Raw genomic sequence first — 21,672 nt, 5'->3', positions numbered from 1 at the left:
CAAGGACGTCCGGCCCCGGGCAAGCCCGCGACCGCGAAGGGGAGAGGCCGGTTGGGCCGGAGCGGGCCGGCTGGCATCAGCGCGGCTTTATAGCAGATCGTCTCCGCCCCGTGAGCCGCGCGAGCCCGCGGCCTCGAACCGCGCCCGCGTCCCCCTTACCCCGCAGCCCGCTCCTTCTTCAGCCGGTAGAGCGCGTCGAGCGCCTCGCGCGGCGTCAGCGCATCGGGATCGATGCGGTCGATCAACTGGCCGAGCCGGTCGTCCGGCTCGGGTTTCACCGGCTCCGGCGGCGGGGGCGGTGCGGCGGCGAGGCTGGCGAAGAGCGGCAGGTCGTCGATCTTGCGGCGGGCGGGGCGCTCGCGCTCGGAGCTTTCCAGACCTTTCAGGATCGCCCCGGCCCGCGCCACCACGCTCGGCGGCAGACCGGCGAGGCGGGCGACCTGGAGGCCGTAGGAGCGCTCGGCCACGCCCGGCACCACCTCGTGCAGGAACACCACGTCGCCGCGGTCCTCGGCCACCTTCAGCGTCGCGTTGTCGAGGCGCGGCAGGCGTTGGCTCAGCGCCGTCAGCTCGTGGAAATGGGTCGCGAACAAAGCCCGGCAGCCGTTCTTCTCGTGCAGGTGCTCCAGGCAGGCCCAGGCGATAGAGAGGCCGTCGAAGGTCGCGGTGCCGCGGCCGATCTCGTCGAGCACCACGAGCGACCGGCGCGTCGCCTGATTGAGGATCGCGGCGGTCTCGACCATCTCGACCATGAAGGTCGAGTGGCCGCGCGCGAGGTCGTCGGCCGCACCGACGCGGGAGAACAGGCGATCGACCACGCCGAGCCGGGCGGCGGCCGCCGGCACGAAGGCGCCCATCTGCGCCAGCACGGCGATCAGCGCGTTTTGGCGCAGGAAGGTCGATTTGCCGCCCATGTTCGGGCCGGTGACAAGGCGGATGCGCCCGGCCTCGTCGCCCGACAGGTCGCAGGCATTGGCGATGAACGCCTCGCCAGCCTTGGTCAGCGCTGCCTCCACCACGGGATGGCGCCCGCCCTCAATCGCGAAGGCGAGGCTGTCGTCGATGAGCGGCCGGGTCCAGGCGAGTTCGACCGCGAGTTCGGCGTGGCTCGCTGCCACGTCGAGGCCCGACAGCGCCTCGGCGATGTCGGCGATCGCCTCCGCCCCCTCGCTCACCCGCGCGCTCAAGGCATCGAACACCGCGGATTCCAGCGCCAGCACCCGGTCGGAGGCGCCCGCGATCTTCGATTCCAGCTCGCCGAGTTCGACGCTGGTGAAGCGCATCGCATCGACCATCGTCTGGCGATGCACGAAATCCTGCATCAGGCCCTTGAGGCAGGCCTCGCCCACCGCCTGCGGCACCTCGATGTAGTAGCCGAGCACGTTGTTGTGCTTAATCCGGAGCGTCCGGCAGCCGCTGGCCTCGGCATAGCGCGCCTGGAGCGCGGCGATGACCTTTCGCGAGTCCTGGCCGAGCAGCCGGGCCTCGTCGATCTCGGCGTGGTAGCCCGCGCGCACGAAATTGCCGTCGCGGCGGTTGAGCGGCAGGTCGTCGGCGAGCGCCCGAGCCAGTTCCTCGGCCAGCGCCCGGTCGGCTTTTTCGAGGCGGCGGGCGAGGCGGGTCAGCCCGTCCGGCAAATTTTCTTCCGCGCGAAGCTGCTCAGCGATCGTCGCAGCGGCGTTGAGCCCGTCGCGCAGGGCGGCGAGGTCGCGCGGGCCGGCCCGATTCAGGCCGATGCGGGACAGTGCGCGGGCGATGTCGGGGGCGGCGTGCAGCGCGTCGCGCAGATGCGCCCGCAGCGCGCCGTCATCGGCCAGGAACGCGACGGCGTCGTGCCGCCGTCCGATCTTGGTCAGGTCCGTCAGGGGCCCGGCCAGGTGCTCGGCGAGCAGCCGGGCGCCGCCGGCCGAGACCGTGCGGTCGATGGCGTCGAGCAGGCTGCCCTTGCGCTCGCCCGAGAGGGTGCGGGTGAGTTCGAGGTTGGCGCGGGTGGCCGCGTCGATGGCAAGCGTCGCTCCCGTCGCCTCCCGGCTCGGCGCCGAGAGCGGCACGCGGGTGCCGAGTTGGGTGCGCTCAAGATAGAGCAAAGCCGCCCCGGCCGCGGCGATCTCCGCCCGGCTGAAATTCCCGAACCCGTCGAGGGTCTTGACGCCGAACTGCTCGCGGATGCGCCGCTCGGCCGAAGCGGGTTCCAACTCGCCCTGGGCGAGCGGCACCACCGCCGCCTTGGTCTCGCGCCACAGCTTGACCAGGGCCGGATCGGCGTGGATGACCTCCGAGAGCACGATCTCCCGCGGCTCGTGCCGGGCGATCGCGGCGGCAAGTTCCGAGCTCTCCACCTCGCTCAGCGAGAATCGGCCGGTCGAGATGTCGAGGGCGGCAAGCCCGTAGGCCTCGCTCGTGTCGGAGACCTTGCGCCGGCCGATGGCGAGCAGCAGGTTGGCCCGCGTCGGGTCGAGCAGGCGGTCCTCGGTCAGCGTGCCCGGCGTGACGAGGCGGATCACCTCGCGCCGCACCACCGATTTGGGGCCCCGCTTCTTGGCTTCCGCGGCGTCCTCGGTCTGCTGGCAGACGGCGACGCGGTGGCCCAGCGCGATCAGCCGGTGCAGATAGTCGTCCGCCCGCTCCAGGGGCACGCCGCACATCGGGATGTCGGCGCCGCCGTGCTTGCCGCGCTTGGTCAGGACGATCCCGAGCGCGCGCGAGGCGATCTCCGCATCCTCGAAGAACAGCTCGTAGAAGTCCCCCATCCGGTAGAACAGCAGGCAGTCCGGATTGGCGGCCTTGATCTCGATGTACTGCGCCATCATCGGCGTGGCGCCGGGGATGTCGAGGGGCGAGGAAATCACCGTATCCGCCGCCTGGGCACGCCGTTCGAGGGGTTGAGAACGCTGGGGTCTGGACATGAAGCCGAGGCTAGCAGCCCCGCTTGCGCCGGGCACCGCCGGGCCACCGTGAAGTCCGTGGACAAGTGGGCGCTCTCCCCAGCCGTCGCAAGCGACGGTGGTGCGGGAGTCGGCGGGCGAATGAAAAGGGCCCGTCCGGCATCGCGCCGGACGGGCCCCTTCCCAAGTCGCGTCAAGGCAAGTCGCGTCGAGGCCGAAGCGCTCAGTAGCGCGGGCCGCCCGTGGTGGTGCCGAGCTGCTGCTGGTAGCCGGGCCGCTCCGGGTTGCGGGCGTTCGGGTCGCCGTGATGGTGGGTGTTCAGGCGGCGGCGATGGCGCTCGGCCTTGGTCGAGTGGTGGTGGCCGAGCACGCTGTGGTGGGGGCGGTGCCAGTGGTCATGGTGCTGGTCGCGCACGGTCTCGGCCGGCTGGCCGGCGATCAGGCCGGGGGCCGGCAAGGCAGGGGCGGCGGAGGCCGACACCACTCCCAGACCGAGGCTGCCGAGCAGCGCGCCGGCTGCGAGTGTCAGGGCTATGCGCATCGTCGTCTCTCCGTTGCGTGCATGGACCGCACGCTGAGCCCACAAGTCGCATCTTGGCCGCTCGTTCCGAAGGAATCCCAAGATATGTTAACAAATTTTCGTGGGCGCCGCGGAAGGCGATGAGCGGTGCGGGGTGGCAGCGATGGTTGCGCCCCGGCCCGAACCGCGGCACCTCGCGGACCATGTCCTCCCCTGTCGCCGCACTCCCGATCGAGGCCGCCCTTCCCGCCCTGCGCGCGGCCCTGTCCGGGCGATCCTCCGCCGTGCTCGTGGCCCCGCCCGGCGCCGGCAAGACCACGCGGGTGCCGCTGGCCCTGCTCGACGAAACTTGGCTCGGCGCCCAAAAAATCATCCTGCTGGAGCCCCGGCGGCTCGCCGCGCGCGGTGCGGCCGAGCGCATGGCCGCCACCCTCGGCGAGCGGGTCGGCGACACGGTGGGTCTGCGCGTGCGGCTCGGCTCCAAGATCTCGGCCCGCACCCGGATCGAGGTCGTCACCGAGGGCGTGTTCACCCGGATGATCCTCGACGATCCGGAACTGACCGGCATCGGCGCGGTGCTGTTCGACGAGTTCCACGAGCGCTCCCTCGATGCCGATCTCGGGCTGGCCTTCGCCCTCGATGCGCAGGGCGCGCTGCGGGAGGATCTGCGCATCCTCGTCATGTCGGCCACCCTCGACGGCGCCCGCGTGGCGGGGCTTCTCGGCGACGCGCCCGTGGTGGAATCGGAAGGACGCGCCTACCCGGTCGAGACGCGCCATCTCGACCGCGACCCGAACCAGCGCATCGAGGACGCGATGGCCGCCGCGATCCTGCGGGCGCTGCGGGCCGATCCCGGCTCGGTGCTCGCCTTCCTGCCGGGGCAGGCAGAGATCCGGCGCACCGCCGAGCGGCTGGAGGGGCGGCTGCCGGACGACACCGACCTCGCGCCCCTCTATGGCGCCCTCACCCAGGGCGAGCAGGATCGGGCGGTGGCCCCTGCACCCCCGGGGCGGCGCAAGGTGGTGCTGGCGACCTCGATTGCCGAGACCTCGCTGACGATCCAGGGCGTGCGCATCGTCGTCGATTCGGGGCTCGCCCGCGTGCCGCTCTACGAGCCCGGCAACGGCATGACCCGGCTCGTCACCGCGCGGGCCTCGCGCGCCTCGGTCGATCAGCGCCGGGGCCGCGCCGGCCGCACCGAGCCGGGTGTCTGCTGGCGGCTCTGGCCCGAGGCGGCGACCGCGGCGCTCGAACCCTTCGCCCGACCCGAGATCCTCTCGGCGGATCTGGCCGGGCTGACCCTCGACTGCGCCGCCTGGGGCGTCACCGACCCCACCGCCCTGTCCTTCCTCGATCCGCCGCCCGCGCCGGCCCTGGCCGAGGCGCGGGCGATGCTGGCCGATCTCGGCGCCCTCGATTCCGACGGACGGCTCACGGAGACCGGCAACACCCTGCGCAGCCTGCCGCTGCCGCCCCGGCTCGCCCGAATGGTCGCCCGCGCCGCCGAATCCGGTCAGGCCCGCATGGCGGCCGATCTCGCCGCCGTGCTGGTCGAGCGCGGCCTCGGCGGCGACGCCGTGGATCTCGCCGAGCGCCTCGACCGCTTCCGCCGCGACCGCGGCGGCCGGGCCGCCGACATGCGCCGCCTCGCCGAAGGCTGGGCGCGGCAGGCGGCCAAAGCGGCGGATGCCGTCGAGCCCGATCCCCTGATGGCCGAGCCCGGCGCCCTGCTGGCGCTGGCCTATCCCGACCGGGTGGCGCGGGCGCGGGGCCGGGAGGGCGCCTTCCTGATGGCGAACGGCCGCGCCGGCCTCGTCGATCCGGTGAGCCCGCTCGCCCGTGAGCCCTTCATCGTCGTGGCCGACCTCACGGGCGCGGCGGCCTCCGCGCGGATCCTGTCCGCCGTGGCCATCGCGTCCGAGGCCATCGACGCCTTGTTCGCTGACCGGATCGGCACGGTGCGCAGCGTCAGCTTCGATAAGGAGGCGCGGGCCCTGCGCGCCCGCGAGGGCCGCCGCCTCGGTGCCGTGACGCTCGACGAGCGCACCCTCCCCGTCCCGGCTGACCTGGAAGCGGCGCGGGTGCTGGCCCGCGGCATCGCCGGGCTCGGCCTCGACCGCCTGCCCTGGACGCCCGCCCTGGCGCAGTGGCGCACCCGTGTCCGTTTCCTTCACGGAGCCCAGGGAGGGGCGGAGGGCGGCGAATGGCCCGACCTCTCCGACGAGGCTCTGGCGGCGAGTGTGGAGGAATGGCTGGCCCCGGCCATCGTCGGGCGGACCTCGCTCGCAGCGATCACCGCCGACGATCTCGGCCAGGCCCTGCAGGTTCTGCTGCCCTGGACGCTGCGCGCCCGCCTCGAGACCGAGGCGCCGAGCCATGTCGAGGTACCGACGGGCTCGCGCATCCCGGTCGATTACGAATCGGGCCCCGAACCGGTGCTCGCGGTGCGGGTGCAGGAGCTGTTCGGCCTCGACCGGCATCCCGCGCTCGGCGGGGGGCGGGTGCCGCTGGTGCTCCACCTGCTCTCGCCGGCCCACCGCCCGATCCAGATCACCCGCGACCTGCCGGGCTTCTGGCGCGGCTCCTGGAGCGCGGTCCGCTCCGAGATGCGGGGCCGCTATCCTCGCCACCCCTGGCCGCAAGACCCGCTCAGCGAGGTCCCGACCCGGCGGGTGAAGCCGAAGGGGACGTGAGGGCGGACGCAACGGGCGATGTGACGGGCAGCGTGACGGGTGCTTGGGGCATCAGCCAGATCAGGAGCCGGTGGGTCGGCCAGGAGATCAGGAGCGGGATGGCGATGACGAGACCCGTGAACCATGCCCAGGCCGGCAGGAATGTCTGCGCGACGGTGTCGCTCATGCCCCAGACATAGTTGATGTTGACCGGCGTCATCCCCGGATCGGGCCGCGGCGGCGGCATCAGGAAGAAGCAGACGAACAGGAGGATGACCGCCAGCGCCGACCACGCGCCCCAGGCACGCCGGTCGTAGCCGAGCCGCCAGACGAGGAACACCAGCAGGAACGGCAGCCAGCCGTGGAACAGCGACAGGCCGCGCAGGAACGGCGAGGTCTCCGCGTTGAACATGTAGGCGGTCATGCCGGTGAGCGGAGTGCCCGCGGCCTGCGCCAGGAAATCGACGGCCCAGAGCAGTTGCGGCGCGAGGATGCCGGCGGCGCAGATCGAGACGAGAAGCGCGCTCTCCGCCCAGATGCCGACGAGGGTCAGGATTAGGGCGATGTCGCAGAAGTACAGGAAGTTCGTCGGCCCGTAATGGGTGAGATAGACCGGGAGCAGCACCGCCATGAAGGCCGAATAGGCGAGCTTGAGGCTCAAGGGGATGCGCGACGGGGCAGGGCCGCGGCCTCGCCCGATCATGCTGGTGTCCGTCGCCGCCGCGCTGCCGGCAGGACCTCCGGAAAGACCCATTGTCGCCCCCTGTCGTTTCCGGCTTGACCGTGGACGAGATTCGCTCCCGAGAGCGTGAGGGAACGCACGCGACCTGTCGCGTTCGGCGCGATCGCCGGATCGGGCGGTATGCGGTGCTATTCTGAAGAGCCGTGAGGGAGAACGATTCGATGCGATCAGGGGCCGCTTCCGTCTTCTTCCCCCTGTTCGGGCTCGTGCTCACGCTCGGCGCGGCCCCTGCGCAGACGCTGCCGGAGGCCGGCGGAGCCCGGCCGTTGGTGATCCCCCAGGTCGAGGGCGAGCGCGAGGGGAAGGTTCTGGGCCGGGCGCTCGCCTGCGGCGCGGAGCGCGAGCGGGTCGATCGTGTGTTGAGAGCCGGCCGCGAGCGCATGATGGCGGCGGTCGGCCGGGCGCTCACGGAGGAGCGCTACGCCCTGGCGCTCGACGACGCGATGCGCCTGGAGACGAGCCTGCCGGCACCCTCTCCGAGTGCGTGCGAGAAGGTGCTGGCCGGGCTCGAGCGCCTGGAGAAGGCGCCGTAAACTCCCCAAAGATCAGGCGAAGCGGCCGCCCTTCTGGATCACCTCGATCTTGTAGCCGTCCGGGTCGGTGGCGAAGAAGAAGGTCGCGAGCGCGGTGTCGCCGTGCTTGAGGGTTTTGACCGGTGTGGCCGGAAGCCCCTCGCGCTCGAAGCGGGCGTGCTCGGCCTCGGCATCCTCCACCACGAAGGCGAGGTGACCGTAGCCGTCGCCGAGATTGTACGGCTCGGCGCGGTCCTTGTTGACCGTCAGTTCAAGTTCGAACGGCGAGGACGGGTCGCGCAGGTAGAGCAGCGTGAAGTCCGGAAAGTCGAACCGGTCGGCCGGCTCCAAGCCGAAGGCGCGGGCATAGTAGTCGCGCGAGCGCGCCTCGTCGCGGACGCGGATCATGGTGTGGACAGGCTTGGCCATCGGCCCTCTCTCCCCGGTACGGATGTTGTGTGGATGAGCGCCCATCTGGCGCAGTCCGGCCGGGCGGAAAGGGTTTTTGCCGTTTACCCTTCGTCAACCTTACCGGGTGCTTGCTGCCGGCAATGATGCGCACCGCGTCCCTCACCGCCGTCGATCCCGAAGCCCCGCTGCCGCCGGGCGACGCCACCCTGCGCGCGGCGATGCGGGGCTGGCGCGAGGCGCTGGCGCGGGAGCGGCGCATGGCCGCCAACACGGTCGAGGCCTACGAGCGCGACCTGCGCCAGTTTCTGATTCATCGCGCCGCTCGCTCCGGCACACCCACCATCGCCGGGCTGATCGCCCTGAAACCCCGCGACCTGCGCGCCTTCATGGCCGCGCGCCGGGCCGAGGGGATCGGCGGGCGCTCCCTGATGCGGATGCTGGCGGGTTTGCGCTCCTTCGCCCGCTTCCTCGAACGGGAGGGGCACGGCAGCGTCGCGGCGCTCGGCGCGGTCCGTTCGCCCAAGGTCGAGCGCCGCCTGCCGCGCCCGCTTCCCATCTCCGCCGCGCTGGCGATGACCGCGCCCGAGACCCGCCCCGACGACGACCGCGCCCCGTGGGTGCTCGCCCGCGACGCGGCGGTGATCGCCCTCCTCTACGGCTCGGGCCTGCGCATCTCGGAGGCGCTGGGGCTCACTGCCCGCGACGCGCCGATGCCGGGCATCGACGAGGTGCGGGTGACGGGCAAGGGCGGCAAGGTTCGCGCCGTGCCGGTGCTGCCGGCGGTCGCCGAGGCGGTGGCCGCCTACCTGTCGCTGTGCCCGCACCCCCTCGATCCGGAGGGGCCGCTCTTCGTCGGCGTGAAGGGCGGGCCGCTCTCGCCGCGGGTGGTCCAGTACGCGGTTTCCGCGCTCCGCGGCGCGCTCGGCCTGCCCGAGAGCGCGACCCCGCACGCCCTGCGACACTCCTTCGCAACCCATCTGCTCGCCCGCCGGGGCGAACTGCGGGCGATCCAGGAATTGCTCGGCCACGCCTCGCTCTCGACCACGCAGATCTACACCAAGGTCGATGCCGCCCGCCTGATGAGCGCCTTCGAGGACGCCCATCCCCGCGCCCGGCGGCTGCCGCCCTCGGAACCGCCGTCACCGCGTTCCGAAACCGTTGATGCAGAGCAAGGCACGAGCGCCCGATCCGGCTATGCTGTCCGGCAGGACAGGCCGGTGGAGCGTAGAAATGCGTGAGTTTGCTCCGTTCACCTTGGTCTTGCCGCGATTGAGTGGCGGATTGTCATCAACCAAGCGGTCGCAAGCCGCCGTTTCAGCAGCCCCAAGGAGTGTCCGATGCGCGTGAGCGGAATCTGTCTCGCGATCCTGCCGGTCCTCGCCGTCCTGGCCGTCACGGCCACGGTGAAGACGCTCCTCCTCCCCGTCACCGCCGTGCGCCTGCTCGCCCGCGGCCGCGCCGCACGGGCCTGACCGGGCTCGGACGACCCCTTCAGGGGAAGCGCTCGACCGGCCCGCACGGCCCCTCGAGCGCTGTCCCCCGAAAGTAATCCCTCAAGCCCAGCGCCAGCCGCCGGGTTCGATGACGAGAATGCTGCCCTGGCGGATGCCAAGCCGCGGGGCGGCGTAGATGTCGAGATGGCCGGCGACGACCAGCAGCGCCCGGGCGACGCCGCCATGGGCGACCATCACGGTCGGGCGCCGTAGCTCGGCCACCACTTCCTCCACCCGCGCCTCGACCATCGCGTAGCTCTCCGCCCCCTCCCCGCGCGGCTGGTAGCCCCAGCGGTCGCGGTCGCGCGCGGCGGCGCCTGCGGGATCGCGCCGCCGGATCTCGGCCCAGGTCCGGCCCTCCCAGGCGCCGAAGCCGATCTCCCGCAGCCGCATATCGGCCCGGTAGCCCCCCGCGGGCAGGCCGATGCCGGTGCGCAGGATCTCCATCGTCCGACGGGTGCGGGTGAGCGGGCTCGCGACGTAGTCGGCGGTGGGCAGTTCCGCTCCGGCGATCCGGCGCAGGCGCGCCGCCGCCTCCGCCGCGTGGGCGAGCCCGTTGGCGTTGAGATCGGTATCGCGGTGGCCCTGAAGGCGCCCCTCCGCATTCCAGTCGGTCTGGCCGTGGCGCACGAACCAGATCGTCGGCACTCCGCTCATGCGGCGGCTCCGACGCGACCGGCGCATCCCCTTAAAGACCTTGGCCCTTGAAGACCCCGACGCGCCGGATCGGGAACGGCGAAGGCGGCGCATCTGTTGGGGCTCCAAGCTTATCCCTTCCTTGCGGGTCCGCGATGGCGGCCTCGCAATCGGTTCGTGAGCAGGTAATCTTCGGCATGGCGCGCAAGAACGGCAAGGACGGCAAGAGCGCCGGGAGTGAAAAAAGCCTCGAGAGCGACAAAACGACGGAAGCACAACCGCAGGCCGCGTGGCCCGACCATCCGCCTTCCTTCGCCGGCTGGGCCCGCGCGGCGATCGCGGGCACGGGCACCGCGCCGAGTCTGTCCCCGCACCTCCACCCGGTCCTGCCGCCGGCCGCGCCCGGCATCGTCACGGTCGAACCCGGCCAGAGCGTCAACCTCGCCGCGATCGATCCCGACGCCACCGGCGGTCTCGAGAAGGCGGCAGCCAAGGCCGAACTCGACGCGCAGCGCGTGCGCATCCGGGCGCTGCAGGAGAAGCTCTACGCCGAGCATCGCCGCTCCCTGCTCGTAGTGTTCCAGGCGATCGATACCGGCGGCAAGGACGGGACCATCCGCAACGTGCTGGAGGGGGTGAACCCGCAGGGCTGCCGGGTCTGGTCGTTCAAGGTGCCGAGCACGGAGGAACTCGATCAGGATTTCCTCTGGCGCTACCACGTGCGCACGCCCGGCCGCGGCCTGATCGGCGTGTTCAATCGCAGCCATTACGAGGACGTGCTCGTGGTGCGGGTGAAGGGCCTTGTGCCGGAGGAGACCTGGCGCGAGCGCTACGGGATCATCAACGATTTCGAGCGGCTGCTGACGCTCTCGGGCACGGTGATCCTCAAGTTCTTCCTGCACATCTCCAAGGACGAGCAGAAGGAGCGCCTGGAGGCCCGCCTCGCCGATCCGGAGAAGCACTGGAAGTTCGACCCGGCCGACCTCGTGGAGCGCAAGAGCTGGGACGCCTACCAGACCGCCTTCAACGACGCGCTCGCCCGCTGCTCGACGCCCTACGCCCCCTGGCACGTGGTGCCGGCCAACCGCAAATGGGCCCGCAACGTCATGGTCGCGCGCACCATCGCCGACACGCTGGAAGCGATGGACCCGCGCTTCCCCGAGCCGCGCAAGGGGCTGGACGGGATCAAGGTGCCGGATTGATTTTTGTGTCCGGGCCGAGACCGTGAGCCAACAGGTCGGGGAGGGAAAAAGCTATCCCGCACGTCGCGGCAAGCCAGCGAAGCTGCCGCACCATTTCAGCCGGGTCGGGGGCGGCACGGGGCATCCGATCGATGCGGCAGGCCATCCGTTCGAGGGAGAACAACCCAGCCCGGACTCCGGACAGGATCCAGCTCTGGTCCTTCTCCCTCCACGCGACGACTTTGGCCAACGCTACGTCCTCGACGTCAGGGACGATCGCGGTCACGCCGGGGCATCCGCTGCCTTGGTAGTGCTGGGCGCGGTCCGCCCAATCGGTCGGCATCACCGATGTGCCGGGCGAGACCCCGTCGGCATAATATCCGTATTGGTTATGGAAAGCGGAGCCCTGGCCGATGTTTGCATCGATCATATCCGACAGCGCTTCGATGTCGCTTGCGTCGGGCACGTAAACGTCCGCCTCCCGCGTCATCAGCATGTCGCCGGGAATGTTCCTGCATCGCACGACGATCACCGAGGAACCGACCAGAACGAAGGTGTTGTGGCCTGTCACCCCCGACGCCGCGCGCAGGATGTGATCGAGCCTATCCCTCCGCATCATGCGCGGCGGTCCGGACTCGCCGCAGACCGGATATGAAGTCCGGTCATCTCGACCATGTCGACCCGGTCCTGCGGGGCAATGACCGTAAAGACGGGCTGCGTATCCCGGAGCAGGTCACCTCTCGGTGAGTCCTCCAGCATCTGGCTCACGATCTGTCTGATGTCCTGGTCCAGAATGGCGGTCCAGAGGGTGTAGGCGTGCGCCTGCGCCGGATCAGGCCGGACCAGACGCTCCAGATAGGATCGGCCGTTGGCCACGAGCCCGGGATCGTCGATCAGGCGCGCCGCGATCCGTCGCGTCAGCTCGTAGGACCGGCGCTTGTTACGATCGTGGAAATCCGCCTTGCGCGGAAGCGATCCGACGAAGCGCTCTCCTTCCGTCATACGGCATCTCCGACAATCGGCAGCGGTTCGCCCCGAATGCTAACCTCTTCCTGCCAGTTGAAAAAGGCGGGTAAAGGGGAGCAACGGCCGGAAGCTGTGTTTCCCTCCCCGAATCGCTCTCCGAACGGTCTAGATTGGCTTCGCTTCAGCGCGGGAGGGCACCGATGCCGGCGGTTCGCGAGATCGAGGCGGCCGGGTACCGGTCGCTGAAGACCATTCGCTTTCCGGTCGGGCCTCTCTCGGTCTTCGTTGGCGGCAACGGCACCGGCAAGACCAACCTCTACCGCGCCCTCGGCCTGCTTCAGACGGCCGCCTCAGGGCGGCTGACGCGGGCGCTCGCCGCCGAGGGCGGGATGGAATCCGTGCTCTGGGCCGGCTCCCGCCCGCAAGGGCGAGCCGGCGCGGGTGCGATTGTCCGCCGAATTGGCCGACGAGACCACCGACCACGCCTACACCTACGCGGTCGAGGTCGGTATCCCGCCGCCGATCAGTAGCGCGGCCTTCGCCCTGGAGCCGCAGGTGAAGCGCGAGCGGCTCACCGTGCAGGCCGGCGCGCGGCCGGTGACGGTGCTCGACCGCGACGGGCCGGCGGGCTTCGTGCGGGATGAAGAGGGGCGCAAGCGCGCCTTCGGCACCAACCTGCTGCCGACCGAGACGGCGCTCGCCGCGCTTCAGGACGCGGTGCGCTTTCCCGAATTGCAGATCGTTCGGCAAGCCATGGAAGCATGGCGCTTCTACCACGACGTGCGCACCGATGCGGGCTCGCCCCTGTGCCGCCCCTGCCTCGCGGTGACGACGCCGACTTTGGCCTCCGACGGCGCCGACCTCGCCGCCGTCTTCGCGACTTTGGCCCATATCCGCGGCGACACCGTCGACCTCGACACAGCGTTCGCCGACGCCTTTCCCGGCGCTCGCCTCGTGGTGCCGCAGCCGGATCGGGAGGCGCGGTTCGGCGTGATCTTCGCCGAGTACCCGAAACGGATCTTCGAGCCGTCCGAACTCTCCGACGGCACGCTGCGCTACCTCGCGCTCGCGGGCGCGCTGCTCGCCTACCGGCTGCCGCCGTTCCTCGCGCTCAACGAGCCCGAAACCAGCCTGCACCCGGATCTGATGGATCCGCTGGCGCGGATGATCGTGCAGGCCTCGAAGCGCACGCAGGTCTGGCTGGTGACGCATTCCGAGCGCCTCGCGGCGGCGGTCACCGAGGCCTGCGGCGTGCGTCCGCGCCTCGTGCTCAAGCGCGACGGGGCGACCTGGATCGACGGTTTGCGGCTCGCCGGCAATTTTTCGCAGGACGAGGAGGACGCGTGAGATGCGGGTCGTACTTCAGGCCGTGCTGACCGGGCGCGTTGCGCCGCTGGGGGAGAAGGGCGCGGTGAGCGCCATCGCCAAGACCCCCGTACAGGGGCCGGTCGCGGTGGGGACGCTCGGTCTCGCGGGCGACGAGCAGGCCGACCGGCGCGTCCGTGGCGGCCCGGAAAAGGCCGTGCACCACTATGCCCTCGACCATGCCGCCGCGTGGCGCGGCGATCTGCCCGGCCTGCCCGATCTGTTGGAGCGGCCCGGTGCCTTCGGCGAGAATTTCTCGACCTACGGCCTTACCGAGCACGACGTCTGCGTCGGCGACCTGTGGCGGGTCGGGAGCGCCCTGCTTCAGGTCTCGCAGGCGCGCCAGCCCTGCTTCAAGCTGAACCTGCGCTTTGGCGTGCCGGACATGGCCCGGCGGGTGCAGGCGAGCGGGCGCACCGGCTGGTACTATCGGGTGATCGAGACAGGCGTCGTCGCGGCCGGCGACGGGCTCGAACGCGTCAAGCGCCCGCATCCGGACTGGCCGCTGTCGCGGCTCCTGCACCACTTTTACGTGGATCGCCTCGACGCGGCGGCCTTGCGGGCGATTGCCGGCCTCGCGCCCCTCACCGAATCCTGGCGGGCGCTCGCCGCCCGCCGGCTCGCGAGCGGCGCCGTGGAGGATTGGCGCCGACGGCTCGGGGAAGAGGGATGAACCCTATTCCCGCTCGCGGGTGATGTCCGGTGCGTCGGGGTTCTTCATGCCGACGACGTGGTAGCCGGCATCGACGTGGAGGATCTCGCCGGTCATGCCGCGGGACATGTCGGAGAACAGGTAGGCCGCCGTCTCGCCGACCTCCTCGATGGTCACGGTCCGGCGCATCGGCGCGTTGTATTCGTTCCACTTGAGGATGTAGCGGAAGTCGCCGATGCCGGAGGCCGCCAGCGTCTTGATCGGCCCGGCCGAGATCGCGTTGACGCGGATCTGCTTCGGCCCGAGATCGGCGGCGAGGTAGCGCACGGAGGCTTCCAGCGCGGCCTTGGCGACACCCATCACGTTGTAGTGGGGCATCCACTTCTCGGCGCCGTAATAGGTCAGGGTCAGCATCGACCCGCCGTTACGCATGATCTTTTCCGCGCGCTGCGCTACCGCCGTGAACGAGTAGCACGAGATCAGCAGCGATTTGGTGAAGTTCGCCTCCGAGGTCTCGAGATAGCGCCCCGTCAGCTCGTCCTTGTCGGAGAAGGCGATGCAGTGGACGACGAAATCGATCCCGTCCGGGAACACCTCGGCGGTCGCGGCGAAGGCGGAATCGATCGAGGCGGGATCGGTGACGTCGCAATGGCCGACGACATGCGCGTTCAACTCGCGCGCCAACGGCTCGACGCGCTTCTTCAGCGCCTCGCCCTGGTAGGTGAACGCCAATTCCGCCCCGTGCGCGGCAGCGCTACGGGCGATACCCCAGGCGATCGAGCGGTTGTTGGCCACTCCCAACACCAGCCCGCGCTTGCCCGCGAGCAGCCCGCCCGGCTTCTGTTCCGACATGCGTCACCTTCGCTTCGGCCGCGCGGGCGCCTCTCGAGGGACGGCCCTGCGCCGGGGGCTTCCTTAGCCGAGGGTTGCCGGAGGGGGAAGCCTCAAGGCGCGCGGGATCACCTCAGGGCGATCCCGGTATCCTCGTTCGGGTTCTCGGGGACCCTCCGCCAACAGTGCGAACCCTTAGGATTCGCTCCGCTCGACGCCTCGGCAGAAGCCGAGGCCTGCCCTCCGGCACAGCGTCCTTTACGCCGTCCCGGCCTTGGCCTCGCGGCGGCGGCGGGCATACTCGGTCAGGGCCACGTCGTCGCTGGCCGGCAGGACGATGGCGGTGGTCGCGAACAGGTCACCGCGGCTGCCGTCCTTCTTCGGCAGGCCCTTTCCGCGCAGGCGGAAAGTGCGGCCGGAACTCGTCATCGTCGGCACCTTCATCTCGACCGCGCCGGTCAGGGTCGGCACGCGCAAGGCACCGCCGAGCACCGCGTCCTCCAGCGGCAGATCGACGGTGGCGCGCAGGTCCGCGCCGTCCACCTTGAACACCGGGTGGGGCTGGATGCGGATCGTCAGCAGCGCGTCGCCGGGCTCGCCGCGGGGACCGCCCGCGCCGCCGAGGCCCCGCAGGCGGATGGTCTGGCCATCGACGACGCCCTTGGGGATCATCACGTCGACATCGCGCCCGCCGGGCAGGCCGATGCGCATCTTGTCCTCGCCCGCGACCTGTTCGAGGGTCACGCTGAGTTCGGCCGCGACATCTTCGCCGCGGATCGGGCCCCCGCGCCCACCCGGCCCGGCGCCGCCCGCGCGGAACGCCTCACCGAAGATGTGGCTGATGAAGTCCTCTCCGACGCCGCCCGGCCCGGCCCCGCCAGCTCCGCCGCGTCGCTGCGTGAAGCCTTCGAAGTCGAAGCCGCCGCCACCGCCGCCGCGTCCGCCGCCGAACCCGGAAAAGCCCTCGAAGCCGGTCGCGCGCGGCTTGCCTTCGGCGTCGATCTCGCCGCGGTCGAACTGCGCGCGCTTCTCCTTGTCGCCGAGGATCTCGTAGGCGGTGTTCGCCTCCGAGAAGCGCTCGGCGGCCTTCGGCTCTTTGTTGCTGTCGGGGTGGTACGCCTTGGCGAGCTTGCGGAAGGCCTTCTTAATTTCGGCCTCGCTCGCGCCCTTGGGGACACCCAGAACGTCGTAGGGGTTTCGCATCGGCATTCTTTTGAGGGGGTCGCAACCGAATAGGGATACGGCCTCTGCCGCACGGGTTCAACGTGGGAAGGGCGTTGCGGCTCTGCAACAGCCGATGAGGCCCCGTTCACCGATCCGCGATCACTTTATCGTCCGGTCGTCCGCGAAAGCCTCAGGAACGGGCCTGGGGGTTGGAGGCGCGCAGCCGCTTCAGCTCCCATTCGCCGCCGGACGGCTTGCAGCCGGTGCCGCGCACGAAGCGGTTGTTGGCGCCGCCCACCACCGTCGCGAGAAAGTCGCGGCAGATCTCGTCGCCAGCGACATAGGGCAGGCCGGTCGGGTTGATGGTGCCGCGCATCGCGGTTTCCGGGTTGTCCCACTTCACCGGGCGCCCATTGCCCTGCGGATCGAGGGCGACGGAGAGCGCGGCGTGGGCTCGGCGCCAATCCTCGCCGTCGAGGTCGCGCCCAAAGCTCGCGGGCCGCTTCGGAATGCTGCCGGTGACGAGCGGCTCGGGCGCGGCCGGCGCCTCCTCCGCCTTGAAGGACAGGATCGGCCCGCTGCACCCGCCGCAGGAGAGGGCGGCGAGGCCGAGGGTCAGCAGACCCGCGATCCGGGCTGCGAGGCCGCGTCGTGGCGCGTGTCCACGCGTCGAACCGGCCCTCCCTTCGGCGGAGAGCACGCTGACGAGGCCTTTACACGGACGCAGACGCATTACACCTGAACTCGAGACAGACGGGGGTCCGACGGCGTTGCTGCCCAACGTCGGTGCCCCCGACCCGGCTGCCACAGGGAAGAAAATGGCCATCGATCGGTTAAGAGAGGGTGATGCGGACGCGCCTTCGGTCCATCCGGAGGACTTCACCTTGTCGTGCGACCCCTGGGCGCTGTTCGCCGCGTGGATGGCGGAGGCGGAGGCCTCCGAGCCCGTCGACGCCAACGCGATGGCGCTCGCCACCGCCGATCCGGACGGCCTGCCCGACGTGCGGGTGGTGCTGCTGAAGGGGTTCGATCCGCGCGGGCTCGTCTTCTACACCAACGCCGAGTCGGCCAAGGGCGGGCAGCTTCTCGCCAACCCGCAGGCGGCGACAGTGCTGTACTGGAAGTCTCTCGGCCGGCAGATCCGCAGCCGCGGGCCCGTCTCCCCCGTGACGCGCGAGGAGGCCGACGCCTATTTCGCGAGCCGCCACCGCGACAGCCGCATCGGCGCCATCGCCAGCCAGCAATCGCGTCCGCTCACCGACCGCCCGACCCTGATGGCCGAGGTCGCCGCCCTGTCGGAGAAATACGAGAACGGCCCGGTGCCGCGTCCCGAGCACTGGCTCGGCTTCCGCATCGCTCCGGTGCAGTTGGAGTTTTGGCAGAACGGCGCCTACCGCCTGCACGACCGGGTGCGCTTCACCCGCGACGGCGACGGCTGGACCCGCGCGCGGCTCTATCCCTGATTCTGATGCCCTGATCTCGATGCCCGGATTGCGGAGGATCGGGGTCGCTCAGGGCATCACCGAGCGGATCGCCGCGACCAGGCACTCCTCCGTGTAGGGCTTGCGGATGAACAGGCCGTCGGTCGGTATGTCGCCGGGCGAGGGCCGCACCTTGCCGGAGGTGATGACGATGCCGATGCGCGGCCAGCGCCGGTCGATGCAGGCGGCGAGCTTGATGCCGTCGATGCCCAGCGGCATGTCGATGTCGGTCACGACGACGCACACCGTCCCGCCCGCCTCCTGCTCTTGGTCGAGCATACGGATCGCCTCGTTGCCGTTGGTGGCCTCGCGCACGGTGAAACCGGCTTCGACGATCAACTCGACCGCGGCACACCGGATCACGGCATCGTCCTCCACGACAAGGACGGTCGGCCTCGCGTCCGCCCCGCTCACGGCTGTCGCATCCCTCGTCCGATCATGCGTCTGATCCCCCGGCACGATCCCTCGAATCCGCGACCCCTCCCCGGGGTTGCATGAAGGCCGGCGCGGAACAAGCGCGCGAGACGAGCGGGGCCGTATGGCACCGGCCCTTCCGGAGGCGCGGGACCGCGTCTCCGGCACCTTTCGCAATGCAGCGCGGCCCTGGATTTCCGGCGGGGCGCGGCTTATCCCTTGGCGAAGACCCAGCTTGGCCCGCTCACCCGCGGTGCGCGGGGCGGGCAGCGAGGAACCGGCTTTGGCCTCATCCAACGATCGTCGACGGGTGCTGCTGCTCACCGGCGCCAGCCGGGGCATCGGGCACGCCACCGTCAAACGCTTCTCCGCCGCGGGCTGGCGGGTCATCACCTGTTCGCGCCACCCCTTCCCCGAGAACTGTCCCTGGGAGATGGGTCCCGAGGACCACCTTCAGGTCGATCTCTCCAACGCGGCGGACACGGTGCGCGGGGTGCGCGAGGTCGCCGAGCGGCTCGCCGCCGAGGGCGGCCTGCTGCACGCGCTCGTCAACAATGCCGGCATCTCGCCGAAGGGCCCGGAGGGCGAGCGGCTCGGCGCGCTCACCACGGAATACGAGGACTGGGCCCGCGTCTTCCAGGTCAATTTCTTCGCGCCGATCCTGCTGGCGCGAGGGCTGTGCGACGAACTGACCCGTGCGCGCGGGTCGATCGTCAACGTCACCTCGATCGCCGGCTCGCGGGTTCACCCCTTCGCGGGCGCCGCCTATGGCACCTCGAAGGCGGCGCTCGCCGGCCTCACCCGCGAGATGGCCGCGGATTTCGGGCCACTCGGCGTGCGCGTCAACGCGATCTCGCCGGGCGAGATCGACACCTCGATCCTCTCGCCCGGCACCGATAAGCTGGTGGAGCAGATTCCGCAGCGCCGGCTCGGCACCCCGGACGAGGTCGCCAAGGCGATCTACTTCCTCTGCATCGAGGCGTCGTCCTACGTGAACGGTGCCGAGCTTCACATCAACGGCGGCCAGCATGTCTGACCGCCGGGCGGTTCTCGCCGCCCTGCTGTCGCTGACCGCCCTCCCGGCCCTCGCGGCGGAGGATGGGAGCCGGGTCGAACCGGTCGCGCTGCCGTTTGCCGTCAAGGCGATGCGCGGCCCCGGCAGCGACGTGGCCCTCTCCGTGGCGACCTCCGGATTGCTGCCGGTCGCCCGCGCGCCCGCGGGCGCCAGCGCCGACCCGAAGGCCACGGGCAACACCGCTCCGCCATCCGTGGTCGTGGTTTGGGGCGAGGGCGGCGGCGCCGTTCTCAGCCTCGACGGCGACCGCTTGCGCACCACGCTGATCGGCGCCGAGGCGATCGAAGGGTTTGCCGCCGCCGAGACGCCGCGCGGGGCCGTGCCGGGCTCGCGCCGTGCCCTCGACGGGCCGCTCAGCGCCTATTTCACCGGCCCGACCCGCGCGCTCGGCGGCGCGCCGGGCCAGGGGACCGTGCTGACCGTGCGTGAGCGCCAGCCGGTCGGCGTTACCGCCGAGCCGAAGGCCGTGCCGGTGACGACTCAGACCCTGGCCCCGGGGGACGGCCGGGTCTTTGCCGGCCGCACGCCCCACATCACCCGTCTCGATGGCCGCCCGGTGGTGGCCGCCGTGACCGCGCAGGGGCCGGCCGTCTCCGGCCTTGCCGTCGCGGCGAAGGGCACGGACGGCGTCTGGACGCTCCGGGCGCAGACGCCGCCGCAGGCCGGCAAGGGTCCGGAAGGCGCGCCGCTGGCGCTCGCCGCTGTTGCCGACTTCACCGGCACCGGCACTGGCCAGCCGCAGATCGCCGCGATCCGCGCGCCCGACGGCGAGGGCGTGCTCCAGCTCTGGCGCATCGCCGACGGGACCTTGAACCTCGTGGGTGAAGCGCCGGGCTATGCCGGCCCGGCGGCGGGCGAGGCGGCGGATCTCGCCGCCCCCGTTCCCCGCGGCGGTGGCGCCCCGCCCGATCTCGCCCTGCCGGTGGCGGGCCGCGGCGCCGTCGCGGTGGTGTCGCTGAAGGGCGGCAGCCCCGTCGAGCGGGCACGCCTGCCCCTGCCCGCCCCGGCCGCCCACGGCGTCGCCGTACTCGACGCCGGCGGAACCGCCAAAACGATCCTCGTCGGCCTCGCCGACGGGCGCCTCGTCGCGGTCTCCGCGCCGTGAGCGATCCGGGACAGGAGGACGGACGGCTGTTTCCGGCGCGCCCGCTGATCGGCGTTTCGGTCGCGGTGATCCGGGACGGCCGCGTGCTGCTCGCCGCCCGCGCCAACGAGCCGATGCGCGGTGTCTGGACCCTGCCCGGCGGCCTCGTGGAGGCCGGCGAATCCCTCGCCGCGGGGGCGTTGCGCGAATTGCAGGAGGAGGTCGGGTCGCTCGCCGAAGTGGTCGGCCCGAGCCTGACGCCGACTGAGATCATCCTGCGGGACGAGGCCGGCCGCATCCGCCACCATTACGTGATCCATCCCCACGCCGCCCTGTGGCGCGCCATCGAGCCGGCACCCGGACCGGAAGCGCTCGCCGTGCGCTGGGCCAGCCTCGACGAGGTCGCGGGCCTGACCACCACGCCGGGGCTGATCGAGACCCTGCGCGAAGCATTCTCCCGCATCCGGTCGGCGGCAGACGGTTCGGCCAAAGGGTCGGCAGAAGGCTTGGCGGAAGGCTTGGCATGAGAACGGGACTTGCCCGCCTGATCCTGGCCACCCTGCTCGCCCTGACTCCGGCGGCGGAGGCGTTCGCGCAGCAGCGCTCCGGCACGGCCCGATCCGCGCCGAAGCCGCCGGAGAAGGAGAAGGAGCCGCCTCCCCCGGCGGAGCCGCCGCCCGCGCCCTACGACCGCGATCTGATGCGGCTCTCCGAGATCGTCGGGGCGCTCGCCTTCCTGCGCACGCTTTGCGCCGCGCCGGATGCCGCCGAATGGCCGGCGCGGATGAAGGCGATCCTCGACAGCGAGGGGATCACGCAGAGCCGCCGTGACCGCCTCGCCGGCGCCTATAATCGCGGTTTCCGCGGCTACAGCCTGACCTATCGGGTCTGCACCCCCGCTGCGAATGAGGCCGCCCGCCGTTTCGTCGCCGAGGGTGAGCGGCTTTCGCACGCCATCGCCGGGCGGTTCGGCGGTTAAGAAAGTATCCGGCCCGATCGCATCGGGCCGGCGTCTCCGGTGCCTCGTCAATCGTCCGAAAGCCGGTGGCCGCTTTTTGGGGCGATGCTCTAGCGCCCTGTTTTGACAGGCATTCTTCTGCCGGGCCGATTTCCGCTTCATCAGAATCCGCTCTGAATTCGGCCGTGCGATCGCGTTTGTGGCGGCTTCGCCACACTCCGGAGGCCTTGCGAAATTCCTTCGCAATTGCGCCTCCGCGTTAACCTCTTCGCAATTCCCTGCTTCCCGGCCCGTGAAGGCTGCCGTATCGTGACGATGTCTTGCCGGCACTGTTCCGGCCGAGAAACGAAGCCGCCCGCCATGATCCACGATGCCGACACCGCAACCTTCGATGCCGACGCGGAGAGCAAGCGCCTTGCGCTCGGCCTCGTGACGGAAGCATTCGCGGAGGGCTGCCTCGACGGGATCGACGGCGACTGCATGGCCCAGGCGGCCCTGTTCGCGGCGTTCCAGGAACTGGTCGCCACCTATGGCGAGGACGCCACCGCCCGCTATGCCGAGACCCTGCCCGAGCGTATCCGCGGCGGCGGGTTCACCACGACGCTTCAGCACTGATCGCTGGCCTGAGGC

At 71.0% G+C, this 21,672-nt stretch carries 23 protein-coding genes and 1 pseudogene; 13 read left to right on the top strand and 11 right to left on the bottom strand.

The window, feature by feature from the left end:
* Positions 1–155: 155 nt before the first annotated feature.
* Positions 156–2,906, bottom strand: coding sequence for a DNA mismatch repair protein MutS (mutS, locus tag M2437_RS11370; protein ID WP_253387465.1), 2,751 nt, complete (start codon positions 2,904–2,906; stop codon positions 156–158).
* Positions 2,907–3,108: 202 nt separating this feature from the next.
* Complete coding sequence (locus M2437_RS11365) at positions 3,109–3,426, bottom strand: hypothetical protein (RefSeq protein ID WP_253387464.1); 318 nt, start codon at positions 3,424–3,426, stop codon at positions 3,109–3,111.
* Positions 3,427–3,608: 182 nt separating this feature from the next.
* On the opposite strand from M2437_RS11365, the gene hrpB reads away from it, so the two are divergent.
* On the top strand, positions 3,609–6,098 hold the full coding sequence (hrpB, locus tag M2437_RS11360) for an ATP-dependent helicase HrpB (protein WP_253387463.1): 2,490 nt from the start codon (positions 3,609–3,611) through the stop codon (positions 6,096–6,098).
* Here hrpB and M2437_RS11355 read toward each other — a convergent pair.
* Positions 6,055–6,780, bottom strand: coding sequence for a hypothetical protein (locus M2437_RS11355; RefSeq protein ID WP_253387462.1), 726 nt, complete (start codon positions 6,778–6,780; stop codon positions 6,055–6,057). The two genes, hrpB and M2437_RS11355, sit on opposite strands and share 44 nt — an antisense overlap.
* Before the next feature lie 200 nt (positions 6,781–6,980).
* On the opposite strand from M2437_RS11355, the gene M2437_RS11350 reads away from it, so the two are divergent.
* Positions 6,981–7,352: a hypothetical protein gene (locus tag M2437_RS11350; protein WP_253387461.1), complete on the top strand. Its 372-nt coding sequence runs from the start codon at positions 6,981–6,983 to the stop codon at positions 7,350–7,352.
* A 12-nt stretch (positions 7,353–7,364) separates the two neighbouring features.
* Here the strand turns inward: M2437_RS11350 and M2437_RS11345 are convergent, their stop codons facing one another.
* On the bottom strand, positions 7,365–7,760 hold the full coding sequence (locus tag M2437_RS11345; RefSeq protein ID WP_056463798.1) for a VOC family protein: 396 nt from the start codon (positions 7,758–7,760) through the stop codon (positions 7,365–7,367).
* Between the two features lie 122 nt (positions 7,761–7,882).
* Here M2437_RS11345 and M2437_RS11340 point away from each other — a divergent pair, with 122 nt between their 5' ends.
* Together M2437_RS11340 and M2437_RS11335 are read left to right on the top strand one after the other, a co-directional pair.
* Entirely contained in the window at positions 7,883–8,980 is a 1,098-nt protein-coding gene (locus M2437_RS11340; RefSeq protein WP_253387460.1) for a tyrosine recombinase XerC, read from the top strand.
* A 99-nt stretch (positions 8,981–9,079) separates the two neighbouring features.
* Entirely contained in the window at positions 9,080–9,214 is a 135-nt protein-coding gene (locus M2437_RS11335; RefSeq protein WP_003606816.1) for a hypothetical protein, read from the top strand.
* A gap of 81 nt (positions 9,215–9,295) precedes the next feature.
* Here the strand turns inward: M2437_RS11335 and M2437_RS11330 are convergent, their stop codons facing one another.
* On the bottom strand, positions 9,296–9,892 hold the full coding sequence (locus M2437_RS11330; protein ID WP_015857450.1) for a histidine phosphatase family protein: 597 nt from the start codon (positions 9,890–9,892) through the stop codon (positions 9,296–9,298).
* Positions 9,893–10,068: 176 nt separating this feature from the next.
* Between M2437_RS11330 and M2437_RS11325 the strand changes: the two genes are divergently transcribed.
* Positions 10,069–11,073: a polyphosphate kinase 2 family protein gene (locus tag M2437_RS11325; protein WP_253387459.1), complete on the top strand. Its 1,005-nt coding sequence runs from the start codon at positions 10,069–10,071 to the stop codon at positions 11,071–11,073.
* Here the strand turns inward: M2437_RS11325 and M2437_RS11320 are convergent.
* Both M2437_RS11320 and M2437_RS11315 read right to left on the bottom strand, forming a co-directional pair.
* Entirely contained in the window at positions 11,057–11,671 is a 615-nt protein-coding gene (locus M2437_RS11320) for a DUF6036 family nucleotidyltransferase (protein WP_253387458.1), read from the bottom strand. The genes M2437_RS11325 and M2437_RS11320 overlap by 17 nt on opposite strands.
* A complete protein-coding gene (locus M2437_RS11315) occupies positions 11,668–12,054 on the bottom strand; it encodes a hypothetical protein (protein ID WP_253387457.1) in 387 nt (128 codons plus the stop codon). Before M2437_RS11315 ends, M2437_RS11320 begins: the two co-directional genes overlap by 4 nt.
* A 164-nt stretch (positions 12,055–12,218) precedes the next feature.
* Here M2437_RS11315 and M2437_RS11310 point away from each other — a divergent pair.
* A pseudogene (locus tag M2437_RS11310) lies at positions 12,219–13,365 on the top strand (AAA family ATPase).
* Between the two features lies 1 nt (position 13,366).
* Positions 13,367–14,056, top strand: a complete 690-nt coding sequence (locus tag M2437_RS11305) for an MOSC domain-containing protein (RefSeq protein ID WP_253387455.1) — start codon at positions 13,367–13,369, stop codon at positions 14,054–14,056.
* Positions 14,057–14,059: 3 nt separating this feature from the next.
* On the opposite strand, the gene fabI is transcribed toward M2437_RS11305, so the two are convergent.
* From fabI to M2437_RS11290, 3 genes are all read right to left on the bottom strand, one after another.
* On the bottom strand, positions 14,060–14,887 hold the full coding sequence (gene fabI, locus M2437_RS11300; protein ID WP_003605474.1) for an enoyl-ACP reductase FabI: 828 nt from the start codon (positions 14,885–14,887) through the stop codon (positions 14,060–14,062).
* A 237-nt stretch (positions 14,888–15,124) separates the two neighbouring features.
* A complete protein-coding gene (locus tag M2437_RS11295) occupies positions 15,125–16,069 on the bottom strand; it encodes a DnaJ C-terminal domain-containing protein (protein WP_253387454.1) in 945 nt (314 codons plus the stop codon).
* Between the two features lie 151 nt (positions 16,070–16,220).
* Positions 16,221–16,763, bottom strand: a complete 543-nt coding sequence (locus M2437_RS11290) for an RT0821/Lpp0805 family surface protein (RefSeq protein WP_253387453.1) — start codon at positions 16,761–16,763, stop codon at positions 16,221–16,223.
* Positions 16,764–16,848: 85 nt separating this feature from the next.
* On the opposite strand from M2437_RS11290, the gene pdxH reads away from it, so the two are divergent.
* A complete protein-coding gene (gene pdxH / locus M2437_RS11285) occupies positions 16,849–17,493 on the top strand; it encodes a pyridoxamine 5'-phosphate oxidase (protein WP_012255403.1) in 645 nt (214 codons plus the stop codon).
* Between the two features lie 48 nt (positions 17,494–17,541).
* Here pdxH and M2437_RS11280 read toward each other — a convergent pair whose 3' ends face one another.
* A complete protein-coding gene (locus M2437_RS11280) occupies positions 17,542–17,925 on the bottom strand; it encodes a response regulator (RefSeq protein ID WP_003605467.1) in 384 nt (127 codons plus the stop codon).
* A gap of 313 nt (positions 17,926–18,238) precedes the next feature.
* On the opposite strand from M2437_RS11280, the gene M2437_RS11275 reads away from it, so the two are divergent.
* The 5 genes from M2437_RS11275 to M2437_RS11255 all read left to right on the top strand — a co-directional run bounded on the left by M2437_RS11275 (position 18,239) and on the right by M2437_RS11255 (position 21,657).
* Positions 18,239–18,961 carry an SDR family NAD(P)-dependent oxidoreductase gene (locus tag M2437_RS11275; RefSeq protein ID WP_041358820.1) on the top strand — a complete coding sequence of 241 codons (723 nt, stop codon included), beginning with the start codon at positions 18,239–18,241 and terminating at the stop codon, positions 18,959–18,961.
* Positions 18,954–20,105, top strand: coding sequence for a hypothetical protein (locus M2437_RS11270; protein ID WP_253387452.1), 1,152 nt, complete (start codon positions 18,954–18,956; stop codon positions 20,103–20,105). Before M2437_RS11275 ends, M2437_RS11270 begins: the two co-directional genes overlap by 8 nt.
* Entirely contained in the window at positions 20,102–20,611 is a 510-nt protein-coding gene (locus tag M2437_RS11265; protein ID WP_253387451.1) for an NUDIX hydrolase, read from the top strand. The genes M2437_RS11270 and M2437_RS11265 overlap by 4 nt, the downstream gene beginning before the upstream one ends.
* Positions 20,608–21,063, top strand: a complete 456-nt coding sequence (locus tag M2437_RS11260) for a TIGR02301 family protein (protein WP_253387450.1) — start codon at positions 20,608–20,610, stop codon at positions 21,061–21,063. The genes M2437_RS11265 and M2437_RS11260 overlap by 4 nt, the downstream gene beginning before the upstream one ends.
* A gap of 339 nt (positions 21,064–21,402) precedes the next feature.
* Positions 21,403–21,657 carry a hypothetical protein gene (locus tag M2437_RS11255; RefSeq protein WP_003604705.1) on the top strand — a complete coding sequence of 85 codons (255 nt, stop codon included), beginning with the start codon at positions 21,403–21,405 and terminating at the stop codon, positions 21,655–21,657.
* Positions 21,658–21,672 lie beyond the last annotated feature (15 nt).

The sequence above is a fragment of the Methylorubrum pseudosasae genome, assembly GCF_029504475.1.
Taxonomy (GTDB): Bacteria; Pseudomonadota; Alphaproteobacteria; order Rhizobiales; family Beijerinckiaceae; genus Methylobacterium; species Methylobacterium extorquens.
Note: the sequence above shows the minus strand (reverse complement) of the source record. Positions and strands in the feature narration are given on the sequence as shown.

Bases quoted from the DNA above. Each gene is read 5' to 3' on its own strand.
- M2437_RS11255 (WP_003604705.1), top strand. From the start codon at position 21,403: ATGATCCACGATGCCGACACCGCAACCTTCGATGCCGACGCGGAGAGC.
- mutS (WP_253387465.1), bottom strand. From the start codon at position 2,906: ATGTCCAGACCCCAGCGTTCTCAACCCCTCGAACGGCGTGCCCAGGCG.
- M2437_RS11305 (WP_253387455.1), top strand. From the start codon at position 13,367: ATGCGGGTCGTACTTCAGGCCGTGCTGACCGGGCGCGTTGCGCCGCTG.
- M2437_RS11320 (WP_253387458.1), bottom strand. From the start codon at position 11,671: ATGATGCGGAGGGATAGGCTCGATCACATCCTGCGCGCGGCGTCGGGG.
- hrpB (WP_253387463.1), top strand. From the start codon at position 3,609: ATGTCCTCCCCTGTCGCCGCACTCCCGATCGAGGCCGCCCTTCCCGCC.
- M2437_RS11345 (WP_056463798.1), bottom strand. From the start codon at position 7,760: ATGGCCAAGCCTGTCCACACCATGATCCGCGTCCGCGACGAGGCGCGC.
- M2437_RS11270 (WP_253387452.1), top strand. From the start codon at position 18,954: ATGTCTGACCGCCGGGCGGTTCTCGCCGCCCTGCTGTCGCTGACCGCC.
- pdxH (WP_012255403.1), top strand. From the start codon at position 16,849: ATGGCCATCGATCGGTTAAGAGAGGGTGATGCGGACGCGCCTTCGGTC.
- M2437_RS11365 (WP_253387464.1), bottom strand. From the start codon at position 3,426: ATGCGCATAGCCCTGACACTCGCAGCCGGCGCGCTGCTCGGCAGCCTC.
- M2437_RS11355 (WP_253387462.1), bottom strand. From the start codon at position 6,780: ATGATCGGGCGAGGCCGCGGCCCTGCCCCGTCGCGCATCCCCTTGAGC.
- M2437_RS11290 (WP_253387453.1), bottom strand. From the start codon at position 16,763: ATGCGTCTGCGTCCGTGTAAAGGCCTCGTCAGCGTGCTCTCCGCCGAA.
- M2437_RS11295 (WP_253387454.1), bottom strand. From the start codon at position 16,069: ATGCGAAACCCCTACGACGTTCTGGGTGTCCCCAAGGGCGCGAGCGAG.
- M2437_RS11350 (WP_253387461.1), top strand. From the start codon at position 6,981: ATGCGATCAGGGGCCGCTTCCGTCTTCTTCCCCCTGTTCGGGCTCGTG.
- M2437_RS11260 (WP_253387450.1), top strand. From the start codon at position 20,608: ATGAGAACGGGACTTGCCCGCCTGATCCTGGCCACCCTGCTCGCCCTG.
- M2437_RS11325 (WP_253387459.1), top strand. From the start codon at position 10,069: ATGGCGCGCAAGAACGGCAAGGACGGCAAGAGCGCCGGGAGTGAAAAA.
- M2437_RS11335 (WP_003606816.1), top strand. From the start codon at position 9,080: ATGCGCGTGAGCGGAATCTGTCTCGCGATCCTGCCGGTCCTCGCCGTC.
- M2437_RS11340 (WP_253387460.1), top strand. From the start codon at position 7,883: ATGATGCGCACCGCGTCCCTCACCGCCGTCGATCCCGAAGCCCCGCTG.
- fabI (WP_003605474.1), bottom strand. From the start codon at position 14,887: ATGTCGGAACAGAAGCCGGGCGGGCTGCTCGCGGGCAAGCGCGGGCTG.
- M2437_RS11315 (WP_253387457.1), bottom strand. From the start codon at position 12,054: ATGACGGAAGGAGAGCGCTTCGTCGGATCGCTTCCGCGCAAGGCGGAT.
- M2437_RS11330 (WP_015857450.1), bottom strand. From the start codon at position 9,892: ATGAGCGGAGTGCCGACGATCTGGTTCGTGCGCCACGGCCAGACCGAC.